We start from the raw sequence: 20,018 nt of genomic DNA, 5'->3' as shown, positions 1-20,018 counted from the left end.
AGGCGAAACAGAGAGTGAAAAAAATTTAATTTACGCTTTGCAAGAGTCTTAGATGCGGGGTTTGGATGGACTTGATTTTGCAGGAGATGATCGCACGTGCAGGAACAGAAACTACTGATCAACAGTAAGCGGCTGAAGGAAACTATTGAAAAATTCGCGGATTTCGGGCGCACGGCGAACAATGGTGTAACTCGTTTGTCGCTTTCCAAAGAAGATGTTGCTGCTAGAAATTATCTAGTGGATTGCTGCAAAGAATTGGGCATGAGTGTCAAGGTCGATGATGTGGCCAATATTTACGCGACGATGGAAGGCATTGTAGACAAACCGCCGCTTGTGATGGGTTCACATCTAGATTCTGTGAAAAAGGGCGGGCGGTTCGATGGTGTTTTGGGTGTAATTGCAGCTTTGGAGGTTGCACGAACCCTTCATGATCACCATATTAAGCCCAAAATTCCGTTTACCCTCGTAGATTTTACAAATGAAGAAGGCGCACGGTTTGATCCGGCGATGATGTGTTCAGGGATTATATCCGGAAAATTTGCCAAGTCGGAAATGCTCAAAAGCATGGATCCTGACGGTGTACCGTTTGGTCAGGCATTAGCTGCGAGTGGGTATGAAGGCGATGCAGTCAATCGTTTGGAAGAAGCAACGGCTTATCTGGAAATGCATATTGAGCAGGGGCCAGTGCTGGAAAGTGAAAATCTAGGTATCGGTATTGTCGAAGGTGTTGTCGGTATGGTGAATTATGAGATCGAAGTCACCGGCGAATCCGATCATGCGGGAACAACACCAATGCGCATGCGAAAAGATGCACTGTTCGCAGCAACGGATGTTATCGCTGAGTTGCGAAAGAAGTTAAGCAGCTTGGCCGAGGATCTGGTCTACACTATGGGCCGATTAATCGTCACGCCCAATATTCACACGGTGATTCCGGATCGGGTTGTTTTTACATTGGAAGCGCGTCATAAGGATCCGGAGGTTGTGGAACAAGTCGTCCAAACCATCCAAGCCCTTCCTGATTTGCTTGAAGGCTGCTCGATCAAAACAAAGAAGTTATGGGGGCGGGATACGGTTGCGTTTAACAGCGCGATCTGCTGCCAACTGGAGAAATCGACGAAGGAACTGGGCTATTCGTACAAAAAGATGTATAGCGGCGCGGGTCATGATGCGCAGTATATTGCGGATTACATTCCCACCGCCATGATTTTTGTGCCGAGTGTGAAGGGGAAAAGTCATTGTGAAGAGGAAATGACACCGTATGAAGCATGCGCAAAGGGGGTGAATGTGGCTTTAGATACGGTACTGGCCATTCTGTCTGAACAGTGATTTGGCAATGATTTTTTTCTTTCGTATTTTATATTAAAAAAAGCTTGCTCTGACAGAGATGATTAGATAAACATGACGAGTTTTTTGATGGCTGATCTGCAACTCCACTCAAATTAAGGAGGAATTCGCATGATGAAAACGCAAGTAGAACAAGACGGAATTGTCACGCTGACCAGTGAAGCCGCAGAAAGCCTGAAAGACAGTCATATGTTAAATGAAGATTTACGCCCGACAACTAGAGAAGAACATCATTGGACGGCTTACAATTTTTCTAGTCTTTGGATCGGTATGTGTATCTGTATCCCGACCTATACAATGGCTTCCGGGCTAATCGCACTCGGTATGAACTGGTGGCAAGCCATTGTGACCATCATCCTCGGAAACCTGGTTGTCCTTGTACCAATCCTTCTAAATACACATGCAGGGACGAAATTCGGCATTCCTTATCCGGTGTTCGCACGACTATGGTTCGGATCAAAAGGGGCGCATATCCCTGCTATTGCTCGGGCAATTGTTGCGGCAGCCTGGTTCGGTATCAACTGCTGGTATGGCGGTGCTGCCATCGACACATTACTCGCTTCAATGACCGGATGGGAACATGTCGGCGGACATCTCTTCATCGCATTCTTTGCATTTTGGGCACTCAATGTGATTATTGCCTACCGCGGCCCGGAAGCCATTCGTAAAATGGAATTTTGGGCAGCCCCTGTACTGATCGTTCTTGGACTGGCACTGTTGATCTGGGCGATTACAGCTGCCGGAGGTATGGGGCCGATGTTGTCCGCGCCATCTAAGTTCCAATCAGCAGGTCAATTTTTTGCAATCTTCTTCCCTGCATTAACAGGTACTATAGCCTTCTGGGCGACACTCGCACTCAACATTCCTGATTTTGGCCGGTACGCGAAGAGCCAGAAAGCGCAGATTATTGGTCAATCAATTGCACTTCCAGGTACTATGGGGCTCTTCGCGTTCATCGGTGTCGCCGTCACCTCTGCGACGGTCGTTATCTTTGGCCAGGCGATCTGGGATCCCGCCGCTCTGATGTCTCACTTCCCTCCTTTTGTTATCTTAATCGGCACATTGGGTATTATCTTAGCTGCATTAACCACGAATGTTGCTGCCAATGTTGTTGCCCCGGCACGTGCTGCTGAAAACCTGTGGCCGCGAAAAATTACGTTCGGTGTCGGCGCAATCTTGACCGGATTACTGTCTCTTCTTATGCAACCTTGGTATTTGGTTGGCGATATTTCAAATTATATCTTTGTATTTCTTGGCGGTTACGGCGCACTCCTCGGTCCTATTGACGGTATCGCGATTGCCGATTATTGGCTTGTTCGGCAGCGTAAGTTAGTATTAACCGAATTGTATTCAAGCACGGGACGCTACAGTTATGCTTCCGGATTTAACATGAAGAGCATCTATGCCTTGATTATCGGTATCATCATTCCGCTCCTCGGACTTTTCGTTCCGGGATTACGATTCTTATGGGATAATGCCTGGACGATTGGGCTAATCATTTCGGGATGCGTCTACGGCTACTTAATGAGACAAGATCCAAGCCGTCTTGCTGAAGGCGAATATGAATCAATGACAGTGATCATGAATTCGTCGAATTCGGCAAAAGATGTGGCGGCGGCGCAAGTTGTCAACCATGGACCGGAAAACGTCTAAACGTCTTATGAAATGACGAATACGGAATTATGGAGGTGATTTTCGTATGGATTCGCCTACTGCCAATCATCAGTGGAAAATTTTTGATGAACTAAAGCCTGATTTAAAACCAAAAGAGGTCATGGAGGAAGCCAATCGCTGTTTGTTCTGTTTTGACGCGCCATGTGCGAAAGCGTGTCCAACGGGAATCGATATTCCTTTGTTTATAAAAAAAATAACGACAGGAAACATGAAAGGTTCCGCGCGTGTCATTATGGATGCGAATCCGATGGGGGCGACGTGTGCAAGAGTCTGCCCGACAGAGGAGCTGTGCGAAGGTGCCTGCGTTTTAAATGATGCGTCTCTGCCGATCATGATCGGTGATCTGCAAAGACATGCCACGAACTGGGCGATGAAAAATCAACAACAGCTATTTGAAGCAGGGGAGGCCAACGGAAAAACAGTCGCCATTATCGGAGGAGGACCAGCAGGTTTGTCATCAGCTAGAGAACTGGCACGCCTCGGTTACAAGGTGACCGTTTATGAAAAAAATGAGAAAGCCGGTGGCCTAGATACGTACGGGATTGTCCCTTTCCGACTGCCGCAGGAAATTTCGCTTTGGGAAGTCAGCCAGATTGAAAAATTAGGCGTCACGATTCAAACGAATACAGAGGTTGGCAAAGATATTCCGATAGCAACGGTTTTGAATGATTTTGATGCAGTCATTCTCGCGATCGGCATGGCAAATGTTCCGCCGCTCAGTATTCCGGGCGAAGATCTGGATGGCGTCTATGATGCGATTCAGCTTATTGAGAACGTTAAAGATGGCAGGGTACCTAATCATTTTAAAGGTAAAAAGGCAGTAGTGATTGGGGCTGGAAATACGGCGATCGATGCTGCGACCTGCCTGAAACGATTAGGGGCTGCAAGTGTCAAAATGATCTACCGCCGCTCGGAGGCAGAGATGACGGCTTACCCATTTGAATTCAGCTTCGCTAAGCAGGACGGAATCGAATTCAACTGGCTCGCGCAGCCAAAAAGGATCATCGACGATGGTCAGAATCATGTCGCTAAATTGGAATGTGTGAGTATGGAGCTTGGGGCAATGGATGCAAGCGGGCGTCGCCGGCCAATAGAGATTGAAAATTCGGATTTCATGATCAAAGCCGATGTTGTGGTTAAGGCAATTGGCCAATCGCGGTATACATCGTTCATCGAAGCCCTTGGGCTTGAGCATGAGCAGGGAATCGTCAAGGTCGACGCTGAAACGTATCAAACCTCAAATCCAAAAGTCTATGCGGCTGGTGATGTAATCTTTGGCAATGGAATCGGTGAAGCAATGGTTGTCGCTGCTGCCGAACAAGGAAAAAGAGCTGCCTATGCTATACATGATTACATGCTAAGCAAAATTTAAAATGAGGGGGGATCTCCTTGGCTAATTTGCAGATCGATTTTGCAGGCATTAAGTCTAAAAATCCATTTTGGCTGGCTTCCGGTCCGCCAACCAACACGGGCTACCAGGTACAACGTGCTTTTGAAGCAGGCTGGGGCGGGGCCGTGTGGAAGACACTCGGAGATCCGGTTATAAATGTCACATCACGCTTCTCAGGGTTAAATTATGGCGGTCAACGTGTGGCCGGGTTTAACAATATTGAGCTGATTACGGATCGGCCGCTGGAAGTGAACTTGCGGGAGATCAATGAAACAAAAAAGAAGTTTCCAGATCATGTGATTATTGCTTCACTTATGGTTGAACCGAAACAAGAAAAATGGCATGAAATTGTGAAAAGGGTCGAGGATGTCGGTGTCGACGGTCTGGAACTCAATTTCGGGTGTCCGCATGGCATGGCCGAACGCGGTATGGGATCGGCATCCGGTCAGGTCCCGGAGTTAGTTGAAAAGCAAACCTATTGGGTAAAAGAAGCAGCCGAAACGCCGGTGATTGTGAAGTTGACGCCGAACATTACGGATATTACGGCGACGGCTTATGCGGCGTCCCAAGGAGGGGCAGATGCCATTAGCCTGATCAACACGATCAACAGTCTGATGGGTGTCGACCTTGATACGTGGCACACCATTCCGAATGTTGCGGGCAAGGGCACCCACGGCGGGTATTGCGGTCCGGCAGTAAAGCCAATTGCGCTCAGCATGGTTGGCGAATGTGCCAAGCAGCCGGATATTAACCTGCCAATCTCAGGCATTGGTGGAATCGAGAATTGGAGGGACGCGGCCGAATTTATGCTCATGGGTGCGACCGGTGTTCAAGTCTGTACAGCGGCGATGCACCACGGTTTTCGTATCGTCGAAGATATGATCGATGGGTTAACGAATTATCTTGATGAAAAAGGGCTAGACTCGGTCATGGATTTAGTCGGACAGTCCGTTTCTAAATACATGAGCTGGGGCGATCTCGATCTTAACCATAAAGTAGTTGCCCTTATTAATCAGGATTATTGTATCCATTGCAACAAGTGTCATATTGCCTGCGAAGATACTGCACATCAATGCATTGAATTTTTCACGGATGCAAATGGCCGGCGTTCACTAAAAGTTCGCGAAGAGGATTGTGTCGGCTGCAATCTTTGCTCTATTGTCTGTCCGGCAGAAGGCGCGATCGACATGATTGACAAGCCGAGCGACATCTCGATGACCTGGAATGAACGACAGCGGCTGCTTCATACGTTTGGGGGTTAAACGATGCATGAACACGAGCTCTTTTTAAAAGAAAAAGAAGAAATTGACATGCTGCTGCAGAATGATTGCAAGATTGTGAGCGTAAAAGAGAATCTAAGCGGCGCCTTTGTCAGTTTTCAATTGGCAGATCAGACAGATGAAGAGCGTATCACCACCCTACACCTGCTCACTCCGGATGCCAGAATATATTTAACGAATCAGTTAAGCACAAAGAAAATGGAAGAATCAAGGACATAACGATCTATTTAAGAGTGAGTAAATCGCAACTAAGGCTTCCCGAGAGTAGAACCTAAAAAGAAGAAAGTAGAATCGAATCGAACAAAAGTAGAACCTAATACGGGAAAAGTGGAACCGAATGGAGTAAAAGTAGAACCGAACGAAAGAAAGTAGATGCCAAGTCTAGTAAATTTTTGTGGACCGCGGATCAGAATAACCTTTAATTGTGGATGGAGGCATGGGACGGTATGAAACTTATTGGAGTAGACATTGGCGGTACGTTTACAGATGTGATTTATACGGATACAGATACCGGTGTTTCACGCATTCATAAGACGCCGACTACCACACAAGACCCGTCCGTTGGAATGGTCAATGGAATCACAGAACTGTGCAGCCGCTATGGCATTGATAGACAAAGCGTTGATCACGTGTTTCATGGGACAACGATCGCGACCAATGCCGCACTTGAACACAAAGGAGCCAAAACTGGTCTGATCACTACAGAAGGTTATCGGGATATTTTGCAGATTGGTCGGCATCAGCGGCCGGAGAACTATTCAATTGCTCAGGAAATACCGTGGCAGGACAGAACGATGGTTGAACGTCGCTACCGGAAAACGGTTTCCGAGCGCATCAGCGTTCTAGATGGTAAAGCGTATGAAAAAGTTCCTTTGGATGAGGATGCGGTTATTAGAATATTGGATGAGTTTAAGGAAGAAGGCGTTGAGTCCGTCGTTGTCGGATTTCTTTTCTCGTATTTAGATTCGGAACATGAGGAGCGTGTAAAAGAAATCATCAACGAAAAGTTTCCGAATTTCTATGTGACAACATCCGCCAACATTTCGCCGCAGTTCCGAGAATTTGAACGGTTTGCGACGGCGAGCATGAATGGGTTTGTCGGTCCAAAAATGAAGGGCTATATTGAAAGTCTGGAGTCGCGTCTTCGCGATGCCGGGGTGGAATGTGATCTCTTGATCATGACATCAAACGGCGGTGTCGCAAATTCCAAGACGATATCGGAAAAACCAGTCATGACGCTATTATCAGGACCTGCGGCCGGCGTGCTGGGCGGACAATGGGCAGGTAAATTGTCTCAACATCAGCGGCTAATCACGTTTGATGTTGGTGGTACGAGTGCGGATATCGGCATTGTAACGGAACTCGGTTTTTCTGAATCCTCAGCAGGTGATACTCAAATTGCCGGCTATCCTGTGCAGGTGCCGATGATCGACATTTATACCATTGGCGCTGGAGGTGGAAGCATTGCTTATGTTGACGCCGGCGGTGCATTTCAGGTTGGTCCGCAAAGTGCCGGATCTTATCCAGGTCCTGCATGTTATGGACGCGGCGGAGAACTGCCAACTGTAACTGACGCTACTTTAGTGCTTGGGCGACTTGATCCCGATCATTTTCTTGACGGCGAAATGGAAATCTATCCTGAAAAAGCCGTTCAGGCGGTTCAAAACCTTGCATCGGAACTCGGGCTCGGTTTATATGAAACGGCTGAAGGCATCTTGACGATTGTGAACAATAATATGGCGAATGCGATTCGTTCGCGAACGATCCAGAAAGGCTTTGATCCGCGCGGCTTCAGTTTAGCTGCCTTGGGCGGAGGCGGACCGATGTGTTCCATTGAAGTCGCCAAAATTCTTGATATCCCTGAAGTCATCATTCCTCCGTATCCAGGCATCACTTCTGCAACCGGTCTTTTGACAACGGATCTTAAGTATGATGCTGTCCAGACGATTTTTATGTCCAGTGACAAGGTTGATCTGGACTATCTGAATCAGCGGTTTACGGATCTTGAAGAAGATATTACAGCTCAATTGAAAGAAGCCGGCTTTGAATCTGAACAGATCTCACTTTTACGTTTCTTTGACTGCCGCTATGTTGGGCAGGGCTATGAATTGCGCATTTCTGTCGATTCCGGTGTAATTGACGAAACCAACGTGGCGGACATTTGGAATACTTTCCATACCGTTCATAAACGTGAATATGGCCACTCATTCTTTAATGCACCGATTGAAATTGTGAACATGCGCGTGACGGGTATTGGCGAAATGCCGAAAATCGGTGATCCCAATTTTGCTGGTGGCAGCCATTCTCTTGATGAAGCATTAGTAAAAGTGGCGCCCGCTTGGTTCCGAGCAGATGGTGAGCTGAAGTCGTTCGATACGCCGCACTATACGAAAAGTAATCTGCCGATCAATGAGGAGATTGCAGGTCCGTGCGTCATCCTTCAGAAAGATACAACCTCGGTGATCCCTCCTGATTGCATCGCAACCATGTTATCGAACGGAAGCATTATCGTAAAAATAGGGGGCGAGGCGTAATGGTAGATACGAAGAGAGCGATCGATCCAATCACTGCCCAGGTACTCAGTGGAGCGCTGAAAAATATAGCGATCGAAATGGGTCACAAGCTGGCACGGATGTCCTACTCAAGTATCATCCGCGAATCGAATGATTTTGGTTGTGCGCTGCTTGACGAACATGGACAGCAGCTATGCGAATCGGTGAATAGCACGCCACTGCAGTCCGGTCCGATTCCTGGCTATCTTCAAGGGATCCGCAAAATAATGGCAGAAAGAGGCTATGATTTCAAACCGGGTGATGTGATTCTTCATAACTCTTCCTTTTACGGTGCAACGCATCAACCCGACTGTGGATTTTTCGTACCAGTCTATTATAAGGATGAATTGGTTGGTTTTTCATGCTCGACAGCGCATCAGCTGGATTTGGGTGCTCTGTCACCAGGTTCAATCGGTATTATTGATGCGGTGGATTGCTTCGCTGAAGGTTTGCAGTTTAAAGCAATCAAGGTGTATGAGGAAGGAAAACCGGTGGATATGGTTTGGCGACTAATTCGGGACAACGTGCGGGCAACCGATATGGTTGTCGGAGATATGGAAGCACAAATTGCGACGTGCCGAATCGGCGCGCAGCGCTATCTGGAACTTGTTGAAAAATTTGGATTGGAAACGGTGCGTGCGGCCCGGGATTATATGATTGATTACTCTGAACGCGTCTTGCGTCATGAAATCTCGAAAATTCCAGATGGCACCTATCATTCGGAAGGGTATATTGATGGCTATCTGGACAGCCAGGATCCAAAACGTAAGGATTTGAAATTTAACGTCAATCTCACCGTTAAAGGGGATGACATGATCGTTGACTTGACCGGCACTTCCGATCAAGTCGATGATCGTCCGATCAACATGCCTTTTCCAGGTACTACAGATATGGCCGTATATTTAACGATCCGGACCATTTTGCTCGATTCACAAAAGTTCGGCTATATCCCCCAGAATGCCGGACTCGTTAAACCAATCAAAATTATCGCTCCGGAAGGCACACTGGTTAATCCGACGTATCCAGCACCGACCATTTCCCGCTTCTGCCCAGGGAACGCACTCGCGGACACGATCATGCGTGCTTTAGGGCAGGCGGTTCCCGACCAAATTTGTGCCGGTATCGGTAACCTATACATGGTCGCCTATAGTGGCATGATTGACAAAAAGTATTGGGTGTATATGGATATCATGGCCGGTAGTTCCGGGGGACGCTATGGAAGGGACGGCATGGATGCCATTGATGTACTCTACGCCAATACACGAAATAACCCGATTGAAGATATTGAATCGCACCATCCGCTCAGTGTGACGAGATATGAGTTTCCAGATAACGCCGCGGCATCAGGAAAATACCGAGGAGGTGTCGGCCCGATCCGAGATATTGAATTTACCGATGAAGGCGGCTTCTCTGTAGAAGGTGAAGGGCAAAAGTATGCGCCGTGGGGATTTGACGGCGGCTATGATGGAACGCCAAGCAAATTAATTTTTCGGGATAGTGAGGGAAATGAAACGTCACTGCCTTCGAAAGTTCCGTATAAAAAAACACATGCCGGCGAAACACTTGAGATTGTTGGTCCTTGCGGCGGCGGATATGGAGATCCATACACCCGCGATCCGGAGACCGTCCTCGCAGATGTTCTCGATGAATACATTTCATTGGATCGTGCAAAGACCGAATTCGGAGTCGTCATTGAAGACAATAAAATTCTATGGGAAGAAACCGAACTGCTGCGCAGCATGCACGAATAAGTTGTGGGTGACAATGAGTCATTTTGCCAACGGTCGCATGTTAAGCCATTTCAAAGAACTTTAATAGTTTTATTCAAAAAGAAGGCTCAAAAATTCTGAAAGTGAATTTTTGGGCCTTCTTTTATCTGTGTTGATGTTAGGAATCCATCCGGAATTCAGCAAATAGCTGCTCGGATTCACAAGGTGAGCGGTTTATTCAACAGGTGAGCAACTTTTTCGGTACCATCATCTAAGCTAAGGATTCTTATTAGGAGAGAATGAGTTGGTCGTTCTGTCAATCGGACCAATAATGATAGAGTTTCTCTTCGGCATTTGCTCGTTTTTCTCCATATTGTGTTCCTCGTAGATGAAGGTGTGCAACCGTTTTTGCACAGATCAGCATGTGTGCGCATCTGTGCGAGGAATCAGCTGCTCACTACCATTTTTTCGAAGAAGATCAGCAAAAATTGATAGAATCAGAAACTTTTTTCATAGATCGGAGGTTGGAAATTTAATAGAAAAGCACGTGTATGTGTGCAAAAGCAACTGTGCAAATACATGGCACAAGACTTGCAATGTTAATCATGAGTAACAAGAAAAGAGGGAGGATTATTCATGAATCGATTCGTCAAAATATCGAAGAAATTATTCATTGCTTTATTGTCGCTTGCGGTTTTTGTATCGATGTCGGCGATCCGGCTGCCAACGGTTAAGGCGGACGGAACAAGTAATGCAACACCGAATTATAGTGGGCATAAATCATGGAACCAGCTGACTACTTCAAACGGTCTTGCGGCTGCGATCTACTCCGCGGATCAGAAGAAATTGATTCGCTACCAACCCCATATCTATAGCCACTATGACGAAAATACAACGACAAAGAATTATATGTGGGATTCCTACTTTGGATATGGTGTGAATGGTGGAAATGGGACATGGTTGAGCGATGTGAATGTTGATTCTGCCAAATATGTAAACGGTACCAACATTATTAATGCCGTTCAGAAAGACAATGGCTTGGAATTTAGCAGCTACTACTTCACACCTTTTTCGGGAGACAATAAATATCAGTCGAACATGCTCGTGATGCTGATGAAAGTGACGAATACGAGCGACACAGATAAAGAGGTTTCGATTTTTTCCACGCAGAACATGCATTTAGGCACCGATGGCAACACGGACAATGAACAATCTTCTTATAACTCAAGTAAAGATTATTTAAAGGAATATAACGGCAGTAACGGCCATTTAGCAATTTACAAGAATCTTAATTTGTCCGGAGAGCATCATGAAACAGGGGCTTCTGGAGACGGAACGAATGGTAATCCTTGGTTTGATGCCAAATATAAAGGACGCTTGGACGATCATGTTGTTGACAAAGCCAATGACATTTCTGTTGGCTATGAAAACCGGGCAAACAACCTGTCTACCGGTCAATCGAAATGGTATGGCGTGATTATTGGCCTGACCGAAGACGGCAACGAAGATCATCTGAGTAACGATGTTATGTCGCTGGCAGAGCCCGCACTCGGGAGCAGTCCTGAGGCACTGTTGACACAAGAAGAGAACTGGTGGGCAGATTGGCACAGCAAGGAAACAATGCCTGCCGGTTTGTCCGATCAAGAGCAACACGTCTACAAACAATCAACGACTGTTCTAAAAATGGCACAATCCAGAGAAACGGGCGATAGCGACGGGCAGATTCTGGCGAGCTTAATTCCTGGGGAATGGAGTATTGCTTGGGCGCGAGACGGTATCTACTCGATCCAAGCACTTATCGATTCAGGACATTATGATGAGGCTCGGGACGGTCTTAAGTTCATGTTCAATGCCGACATGAGAAAAGCGGATGACGGGTCCGGAGAGAATTACTATCAGCAAAAATTTATCGAGAGTACGGATAAATCGGATCCAACGTATGGTCTTGGCGTGAATCTCTCCAATAATTATCTGATCTCTGTTTGCCGCTTTTTCGGAAACGGCACTGAAGAATCCGACTGGAATAATAACGGACCAAATATTGAATTTGATGGATGGGGTCTTGCTCTGTGGGGCGCAGATCAATATGTCAAAGCAACCGGGGACACATCTTTCCTGAACACTTACTGGCATAAGCTGAAAACACGTGACGCCGATCTGCTTGAAGAATTAATTGATAAAGATACTGGATTGATGCAGCCGGATTCTTCAATTTGGGAAGAGCATTGGAAACCATTTGAAAATATCGGAAACGCACCTGCTCGGCAGCATTTTGCTTATACGAATATTACGACCTATCAAGGGTTTAAGTCTGCGGCACATCTAGCCAGTTTAGCAGGTGATACGGAATCCGCAGCTAAGTATACTCAAGATGCAGTGAATCTGCAAAAAGCGATTTTGGACCATTTTGTTGTGGATACGAATGGTGCCCAGACAATCGCTTCCTCTTTGGAGAGAAAAAGTGATCCGTTGAAATTTAACGATGGTTCAACGGTTGAAGCGATCAACTTCGGCCTTGTGGATCCTTCGAGTGATCTGGCAAAGGGCATGATCAATGCCTTTGATAACAACCTGAGAATTACTACGGGCAGCACCCCGGGATACAAACGCGATCAAGACGGGGATACCTATGATTCCCGAGAGTGGGGATTTATTGATCTGAGAATCGCCGGCGCACTTGCCAGAATGGGAAACAACAGTCAAAGCAAGACTTTGCTGGATTGGATGACCAGCCAGGCTACGGCGAATTATGATCTGATTCCGGAACTGCTTGACTGGAATACGCAAGATTACGCCGGTTCTGTGCCAATGGCCGGTTTTGGCTCCGGGTCGTACATCCTTGGCATTAACGACTACTACAATCAGCAGGCAAGCAAAGCAGAACTTGCAGCAACGCAAGCCGTGGAAAAAGCGGAGGCTAGCAAGGCTCAGGATGACGTCGATACGGCTCGAACGCTTGTTCAGGAACTCGCAGACGGTGCGGTGAAAACAGATCTGACCAATCGGCTAAATGCCGTTCAACATGCGATTGATACAGATAAAGCTGAACGTGCAGCAACGCAAGCCACGGAAAAGGCAGAAGCAAGTAAAACTCAAGAAGATATCGATGCAGCCGAAACGCTTGTTCAGAAGTTAGCAGATGGTTTGGTAAAAATGGATCTGACCAAACGATTAGACGCGGTCCAGAACATCATTGATAAGAATAAAACGGAACATGTCGCAACACTAGCGGTGGAGAAGGCAGAAGCGAGCAAAGCTCAGGAGGATATTGATGCAGCCGAAACGCTTGTTCAGAACTTAGCGGATAGTGCTGTAAAAACGGATCTGACCAAACGCTTGGATGCGGTCCAGAACGCCATTGATAAGGATAATGCGGAACGCGCGGCGACGAGTGCGGTAGAGAAAGCAGAAGCGAGCAAATCCCAAACAGATGTTGACCATGCAAGAACTTTGGTGGAGAAACTAACATCAGGTGATGTGAAAACGAAGCTCACAAACCGATTAGATCAGCTTCAACATGCGATTGATCTTCGTAAGGCAGTGTCCGAAGCGGTTGATGCCGTTCAGAAAGCAGAATCAATCAAATCCCGCGAAAATGTGGATACTGCCCGTAAGCGTGTTAACCTGCTGCCTGCAGGAAGTCTCAAAACTGAACTGCTTGTGCATCTGGCTGTGATTCAGGCAACGATCAAACCGGAACAGAAAGCATTTAAATTTTTCACAGCCTATTTGATTAAAAAGCACGCGGTACGCACTGGGGCATCGATTCACGCAAAGGTTGTCAAAACGCTTCCAGCGGGAACGGCGGTAAAGGTCCTCAAAACAGGTAAATGGATAACGATCAGCGATCAAGGCAAGAAACGCTATGTTTGGGGCAGCGATGTCAAAAAACGCTTGTTTACCGGACTATTGGTGAAAAAACATGCCTTTCGGTCGGGAACTTCATCGAGTGCCCACGTGATCAAGAATTTAAAAAAGAAGACATCCGTCAACGTTCTGGCTAAGGGCAAGCATTGGGATAAGGTCGTTTATAGTGGAAAAGTTGGTTATGTTTGGAGCAAAGATATTAAGCAAAAATAATACGCGTTGAAGTTTGAGCTGCTGATGAGTGACTTATTGAGATAATGAACATTTTTAATAATGAAAGGGGTTACGTTATGTTTGAGAAAAAGCTGTTCAAAAGTATGCTTTCTCTGATTTTGAGCGTAGTGCTCCTGCTGCCAATGCTGCTCAGCCCGATCAGTGTACATGCAGATTCCGCTGATGGCTTGTCTTTAGATGGCCGAACGCCATTAATCGTCAGCGGGTACACTAAAGAAAATGACGGAATCAAGCTTGATCTCGGGAGTAACTATGACGGATACATTCGCTTGCTTACACCAACGATGTCCAAAGTGTCTGTTTTAAAAAAAGGCGAATCAGAATATATTTCTCCGGGCATTGCGAAGAAAGATTGGAACGCGCCGAATTTTACGGTCAGCGAGAGCGATGACGCCTATTTGCTCGCTACCGATAAAATCAATATCTATATCAACAAAAAGCCTTTTGGTGTGAAATACACGGATAAACAAGGAAATGTAATTAATGAAGATTTCATGGATAAAGGAAGCGGTTATGACAATAACGGTAAGCCCTATGTCTATAAGAAACTGAACCCAAGTGATCGGGAAAGTTTTTATGGATTTGGGGAACGCGCAGGCAATCTGAATAAGTACGGAGAAAAAATGACCCTTTGGAATACCGATGCGTATGGGTACGACAACAACACGGACAGTTTGTATACGTCCATTCCGTTTTTCATCGGACTCAAAGATCAGAAAGCCTACGGTATTTTCTTTGACAATACGTACAAGTCGCATTTTGATATGGCTCGTGAAAACAATGGCTATTACTATTTCTATGCGGATGGCGGCAAGCTGACGTACTATTTTATCTATGGCCCGAAAATCCAGGATGTGCTCAATACCTACACCGATCTTACGGGTAAAATGAACAAGCCACCGCTCTGGTCGCTCGGATTCCAACAGAGCAAATACGGTTATACACCTGAAGAATTATTGAATGTTGCTCAGACTTATCGCGACAAAAATATACCGTTAGATACGATGGTATTTGATATTAATTATATGAATGGATACCGTGTATTCACCTGGGATACTCAGTATAAGAAGGTATTGAGAACGTTGAAGGACGAAGGGTTCCGTGCCGTGACCATCGTTGATCCTGGTGTCAAAGCGGATAATAATTACTCCGTCTATTATGATGGCATTAAAAATAATTATTTTGCCAAAAACCCGGATGGTTCCGTTTTTCATGGTACCGTCTGGCCAGGGGATTCCGTATTCCCTGATTTTTCAAGAGAAGAGGTTCGAAACTGGTGGGGCAATAACCAGTCGGCGCTTCTTAACGCCGGTGTTGACGGAATTTGGAATGATATGAATGAGCCGTCGATTTTTAATGGTCCTGGAGGTACGGCTCCGCTTGATGTTGTGTTTGGCTATCAAACCTCAGCCGAATTCCATAATATTTTTGCCCATGAAGAGAATCATGCCGCCTATGACGGATACCTGCGACTGAAACCGAATCAGCGGCCATTTATACTTACTCGTGACATGTATGCCGGCACTCAGCGCTACGCTGCGATTTGGACCGGAGACAATCAGAGCGATTGGGAGCACTTGGCCATGAGTATTCCGATGAACGGGAACATCGGCCTTTCCGGGCAGCCATTTGTAGGAAATGATATCGGCGGTTTTGCCGGCCCGCGCGCAACGCCTGATTTGTTTGCCCGCTGGATTGAAGTTGGTTCGCTTGTACCATTCGCACGTGACCATTATTCGATTGACAAGAAAGATCAGGAACCATGGCAGTTTGGCAAGCAAGTTGAGGACATCACCCGCAAATACATTAGCCTGCGTTACCAGCTGCTTCCGTATCTCTATAACGCTTTTATTACTGCTTCTGAAACAGGTGCACCTGTTCAGCAGCCGCTGGTCTATCAATTCCAGAATGATGGAAACACGTACAACATCAATGATCAGTTCATGCTTGGCAATAGCATCATGGTTGCGCCTGTGGTTTCAGAGGGAAAAACGAGCCGAAAAGTGTATCTCCCTGAAGGGGCAAACTGGATTGATTACTGGACCGGCAAGTTCTATAACGGGGGACAGACGATTACACGTGATGCTGATTTGGGGACTATGCCGATCTATGTAAAGGATGACTCGATCATTCCGACACGTGATGTTCAACAAAGTACCGAAGAAAAACCTTTGACAAACCTGATTCTGGATACGTATCTTTCGAGTGGGGCACAGAGCGCCTTCTACGAAGATGACGGCGAAACATTTAATTATCAAAAGGGTGCGTACAATACCACACAGTTTGATCTGAAGAAAAACGGAGACATAATTTCTTTTGCACAAAATAAAACAAAGCAAGGTTATGATTCAAAAATCAAGTCCTATACACTCAAGCTACATGGCACAACTGAACCGTATTCAATCACAGCCGGCGGCGCGAGCTTTACGAAAGAGAAGAACGCGAACGATCTCGACCAGGATCAGAGAGGATATTATTTTGACTCAGATTCGAGTACGCTCTATGTACGTATTCCGGCATCAGAGGAACATAACGTGCAAATCGTCATTGCGTCGTCCGTTGAAGAAGCCAAAGCTGCGGTTGCCAAAGTAGAAGCGAGCAAATCCCAAAGTGATGTCGATGCGGCACAAACTCTGGTTGAGCGACTCGCCGATGCGCAGGTAAAAGCGGATCTAAGCAGCAAACTCAAGGCAGTTCAGCAGGCTATTGATACAGCTAAAGCTGAACAAGCGGCGACGGCAGTTGTTGAGAAAGCAGAAGCGAGCAAATCTCAACCAGATGTTGACGCGGCCAATACGCTTGTTGAGAAACTCGCAGCAGGTGATGTAAAGACGAATCTGCTCAAGCGTCTGGATGCGGTTCAAGAATTGATCGCTGAAGGTACGGCAACAAGCGCTGTTGTAAAAGCGGAATCGAGTAGACTTCAGAGTGATTTGAACGATGCCCGAGCTTTAGTTGATAAATTAGCAAACGGCAGCGTGAAAAATAGTTTGTCGGATCGATTAGATACTGTTCAGCAGCTCATAAACAAACAAGCCAAAGATCGATTTATTGCTGCGACGACTGCAGTTGAAAAGGCAGAATCGAGTAAGTCACAGAAAGATGTTGATGCTGCGCAGACACTGGTCAATCAGCTACCTTCCGGGAGTCTCAAGACTGAACTACTCTGGCATCTGAGTATGGTACAGCTGACGATCGACAAGAAGGTGAAGCACGACAAAGCGACGTCCTTCACCGGTTATCTCACACAAAAGCAGGCGGTGCGTGTCGGGGCCTCGACAAAAGCACGGAAGGTTGCCACTCTTCCGAAAGGTACGGCCGTCAAAGGACAGAAAAGTGGTTCCTGGATAAAGATCAGTTATAAAGGTGCGAAATGCTATGTCTGGGGCAAAACGATCAACAAGTCCTTGTTTACAGGAAAGCTTACGAAAAAACATACCTTGTACTCAGCAGCTTCAAAGAAATCACATGTCATTAGGAATTTGAAAAAGAATACCAAGATCATCGTACTGACGAAGGGCAAATACTATTATAAAGTGGTCTATAGTGGGAAAATAGGTTATGTCTGGGGCAAAGATGTGAAGAAATAATCAGGATCTATGATTTATAAAGTAAAAAAGCATAGGGTGAAAATTGAAACCGATTAGCCAATCAGTACGCGGCTGATCGGGTTTTTTCTAGCTTTAGATATTCAATCAATATATGACCTAAGAACCGGTATATATTATCTGAAATTATGGAAAGTTCTGGAATCATCTGTATCTCGTAATCTCTTTATTGTACAATTTGAAAATAGCAGCTTTGGAGACTAGTAGGAGAATTCTTGAGATGTTTTCCATCTCAATTTATAAAGTAACGGTCTTTGCTTTTACATGTGTTTTATCGGTTCGCTGAGGTGTCCCTATACGAACGTTATTCGGAATGTATATTGCGTGAAATAAAAACATGAATATTGGAAGGTCGGATGGCGCTGAAGTCTAATTAGGAAAGGAATTTGATTCGTTTGAAACGAGAATTATGGATTCACACGATCACGGTGTGTACGGGAATCTATCTCATCTATTATCTTTGGTGGAGGTTGGGAACTTTCAATCCAGCTGCGATGATCTTTTCCATTGTTTTTTTTGCAGCTGAAGCTCATGGAATCATGAACTTTCTATTATTTTCTTTTATGACATGGCGTTTGAAAGAAGAACAGCCCTTGCCGCCAAGTGCTCCTGTTAAGGTCGATGTGTTTGTGCCCACTTATAACGAAAGTATTGAAATACTAGAAGCTACGTTAATCGGATGTAAAAATATGTCCTATCCCCATCAAACTTTTGTACTTGATGATGGAAAACGTTCGGAAGTACGAAAGCTAGCTGAATCTTTGGGCTGTGCATATATTACCCGACCAAATAACGATCATGCAAAGGCGGGGAATATTAATCACGCTTTATTACAAACGGACGGAGAGATTATTGCAATATTCGATGCAGACACTGTCCCGCAACCTGATTTTTTTGATAAAACATTAGGTTATTTTAAAGATGAAAAGGTTTCTGTCGTTCAACTTCCTCAAGAATTTTATAATCTTGATTCAGTTCAACATATTGCAAGTCGTTTTTCATGGCATGAACAGCAGCTGTTTTATCGCGTGATTCAGCCTGGAAAGAATAATCTCGGTGCTCCATTCTGGTGCGGAAGCCCTTCACTTGTGAGGAGAACTGCACTTGAGGATGTTGGCGGGGTGGCCACTGAGTCGGTTACTGAAGATCTTCAGACGTCATTAAGGCTAAACGCGAAAGGCTGGAAAATAAAATATCATCATGAAGTCTTAGCCTATGGCATTGCGCCGCAGACCTTAACAGCTTTCAGTGTACAGCGATTGCGCTGGGCTCAGGGAGGCATGAAGATTTTCTTCAGCAAAGAAAATCCTTTGATTTTACCTGGACTTTCCTGGAAGCAGAGATTGAGCCATTTTGCTTCAATGTGGACCTATTTTGATTCATATCAAAAGCTTATATTCCTGATTATTCCATCCTGGTGTTTGTTGTCCGGGCAATTGCCAATGTCTGTAAGCCCGATTACATTTTTATACTACTGGTTGCCTTATTTCGTCCTTGGGATGATTGCCAATGTTGCATCGGGAAGAGGATACTTCAGGTATTTCGCTGTCGAACGGTTTAATATTCTAAAAATGTTTTTATTTATTCGTGCCACACTCTTCGCTGGATTACAAAAACAGCTGAAGTTCAAAGTCACTCCGAAAACTGTGGAAGTCTCAGTGAAAAAGCAGGATATGATACGGCTCAATCCGCTATTTGTATGCTTTCTCTTTTGTGCTCTGTCCATTATTTACGGATCAATCTCATTTGCATTTAATTTATCTGATCTAGATACACTGGCTGCAGTATTTTGGGTGTTATTAAATACTGGGTTGTATGGATTTACCATATTATCGGTATTGAACCGTAAATATATGAGAAATGACTATCGTTTTCCTCTTGAATTACGAGGGACAATAAAAATGGGGAATAAACATGCGCTACCGGTGCAAGTAACCAATTTGTCGATGAATGGTGCAGGCTTTGTTATCCCTGCAGAATACAACTTGCCCGATCAGGTTACCTTAAAACTAAACTTGAATCGTCCTGTAACTCTTAACATTAATGTTCTTCACGTTTCTCATTTAAAACAGGGAAACAAAATGGTTGGATCTGAGATCTCATCGATGTCTCAATCCGCACGCCATGCATTAGTTGAATACTTGTATATTCATGTTCCAAGAGTGAAAGAGATTGAAGCTGGAACAGTTCCAAATCCTATCTATTCGGAAGCATTGTCCTTCACGGGGAAATAAATTGAATCAAGGCTTATCTGAATTTTATTTAGAACCAATAACCGGAGAGAAAAACATGTCCTCTTTCTCCCCGGTTTATTACCGTGTAAATGTGTAGGAATACGGAGTTGGCCAATAGTAAATACA

Annotated in this window: 10 protein-coding genes; all 10 read left to right on the top strand. The window is 45.5% G+C overall.

Annotated elements, in window-relative coordinates:
- Positions 1–96 precede the first annotated feature (96 nt).
- The 10 genes from P343_RS32610 (at position 97) to P343_RS32570 (ending at position 19,892) form a co-directional block, all read left to right on the top strand.
- Positions 97–1,326 carry a Zn-dependent hydrolase gene (locus tag P343_RS32610; protein WP_023511096.1) on the top strand — a complete coding sequence of 410 codons (1,230 nt, stop codon included), beginning with the start codon at positions 97–99 and terminating at the stop codon, positions 1,324–1,326.
- 132 nt (positions 1,327–1,458) lie between these two features.
- Positions 1,459–2,997 (top strand): NCS1 family nucleobase:cation symporter-1, encoded by a 1,539-nt coding sequence (locus P343_RS32605; RefSeq protein WP_031264155.1) that lies wholly within the window; start codon positions 1,459–1,461, stop codon positions 2,995–2,997.
- Between the two features lie 46 nt (positions 2,998–3,043).
- On the top strand, positions 3,044–4,390 hold the full coding sequence (locus tag P343_RS32600; RefSeq protein WP_023511094.1) for an NAD(P)-dependent oxidoreductase: 1,347 nt from the start codon (positions 3,044–3,046) through the stop codon (positions 4,388–4,390).
- Positions 4,391–4,407: 17 nt separating this feature from the next.
- Positions 4,408–5,670, top strand: a complete 1,263-nt coding sequence (gene preA / locus P343_RS32595) for an NAD-dependent dihydropyrimidine dehydrogenase subunit PreA (protein WP_023511093.1) — start codon at positions 4,408–4,410, stop codon at positions 5,668–5,670.
- 3 nt (positions 5,671–5,673) lie between these two features.
- Positions 5,674–5,907 carry a hypothetical protein gene (locus P343_RS32590; protein WP_023511092.1) on the top strand — a complete coding sequence of 78 codons (234 nt, stop codon included), beginning with the start codon at positions 5,674–5,676 and terminating at the stop codon, positions 5,905–5,907.
- 227 nt (positions 5,908–6,134) lie between these two features.
- Entirely contained in the window at positions 6,135–8,222 is a 2,088-nt protein-coding gene (locus tag P343_RS32585) for a hydantoinase/oxoprolinase family protein (protein ID WP_023511091.1), read from the top strand.
- Positions 8,222–9,991 carry a hydantoinase B/oxoprolinase family protein gene (locus tag P343_RS32580; protein WP_023511090.1) on the top strand — a complete coding sequence of 590 codons (1,770 nt, stop codon included), beginning with the start codon at positions 8,222–8,224 and terminating at the stop codon, positions 9,989–9,991. The genes P343_RS32585 and P343_RS32580 overlap by 1 nt, the downstream gene beginning before the upstream one ends.
- A 594-nt stretch (positions 9,992–10,585) precedes the next feature.
- The gene (locus tag P343_RS37345; protein ID WP_023511089.1) at positions 10,586–14,029 is read left to right on the top strand and encodes a glucoamylase; all 3,444 of its coding nucleotides are present in this window, start codon (positions 10,586–10,588) and stop codon (positions 14,027–14,029) included.
- A 77-nt stretch (positions 14,030–14,106) separates the two neighbouring features.
- The gene (locus P343_RS32575; RefSeq protein ID WP_023511088.1) at positions 14,107–17,640 is read left to right on the top strand and encodes a TIM-barrel domain-containing protein; all 3,534 of its coding nucleotides are present in this window, start codon (positions 14,107–14,109) and stop codon (positions 17,638–17,640) included.
- A gap of 413 nt (positions 17,641–18,053) precedes the next feature.
- A complete protein-coding gene (locus tag P343_RS32570; RefSeq protein ID WP_152525313.1) occupies positions 18,054–19,892 on the top strand; it encodes a glycosyltransferase family 2 protein in 1,839 nt (612 codons plus the stop codon).
- Positions 19,893–20,018 lie beyond the last annotated feature (126 nt).

The sequence above is a fragment of the Sporolactobacillus laevolacticus DSM 442 genome (assembly GCF_000497245.1).
GTDB classification, from domain to species: Bacteria; Bacillota; Bacilli; order Bacillales; family Sporolactobacillaceae; genus Sporolactobacillus; species Sporolactobacillus laevolacticus.
The sequence above is the reverse complement of the archived record's forward strand: the minus strand, read 5'-3'. Positions and strand labels throughout refer to the sequence as shown.

Bases quoted from the DNA above. Each gene is read 5' to 3' on its own strand.
- P343_RS32605 (WP_031264155.1), top strand. From the start codon at position 1,459: ATGAAAACGCAAGTAGAACAAGACGGAATTGTCACGCTGACCAGTGAA.
- P343_RS32600 (WP_023511094.1), top strand. From the start codon at position 3,044: ATGGATTCGCCTACTGCCAATCATCAGTGGAAAATTTTTGATGAACTA.
- P343_RS32590 (WP_023511092.1), top strand. From the start codon at position 5,674: ATGCATGAACACGAGCTCTTTTTAAAAGAAAAAGAAGAAATTGACATG.
- P343_RS32585 (WP_023511091.1), top strand. From the start codon at position 6,135: ATGAAACTTATTGGAGTAGACATTGGCGGTACGTTTACAGATGTGATT.
- P343_RS32580 (WP_023511090.1), top strand. From the start codon at position 8,222: ATGGTAGATACGAAGAGAGCGATCGATCCAATCACTGCCCAGGTACTC.
- P343_RS37345 (WP_023511089.1), top strand. From the start codon at position 10,586: ATGAATCGATTCGTCAAAATATCGAAGAAATTATTCATTGCTTTATTG.
- P343_RS32575 (WP_023511088.1), top strand. From the start codon at position 14,107: ATGTTTGAGAAAAAGCTGTTCAAAAGTATGCTTTCTCTGATTTTGAGC.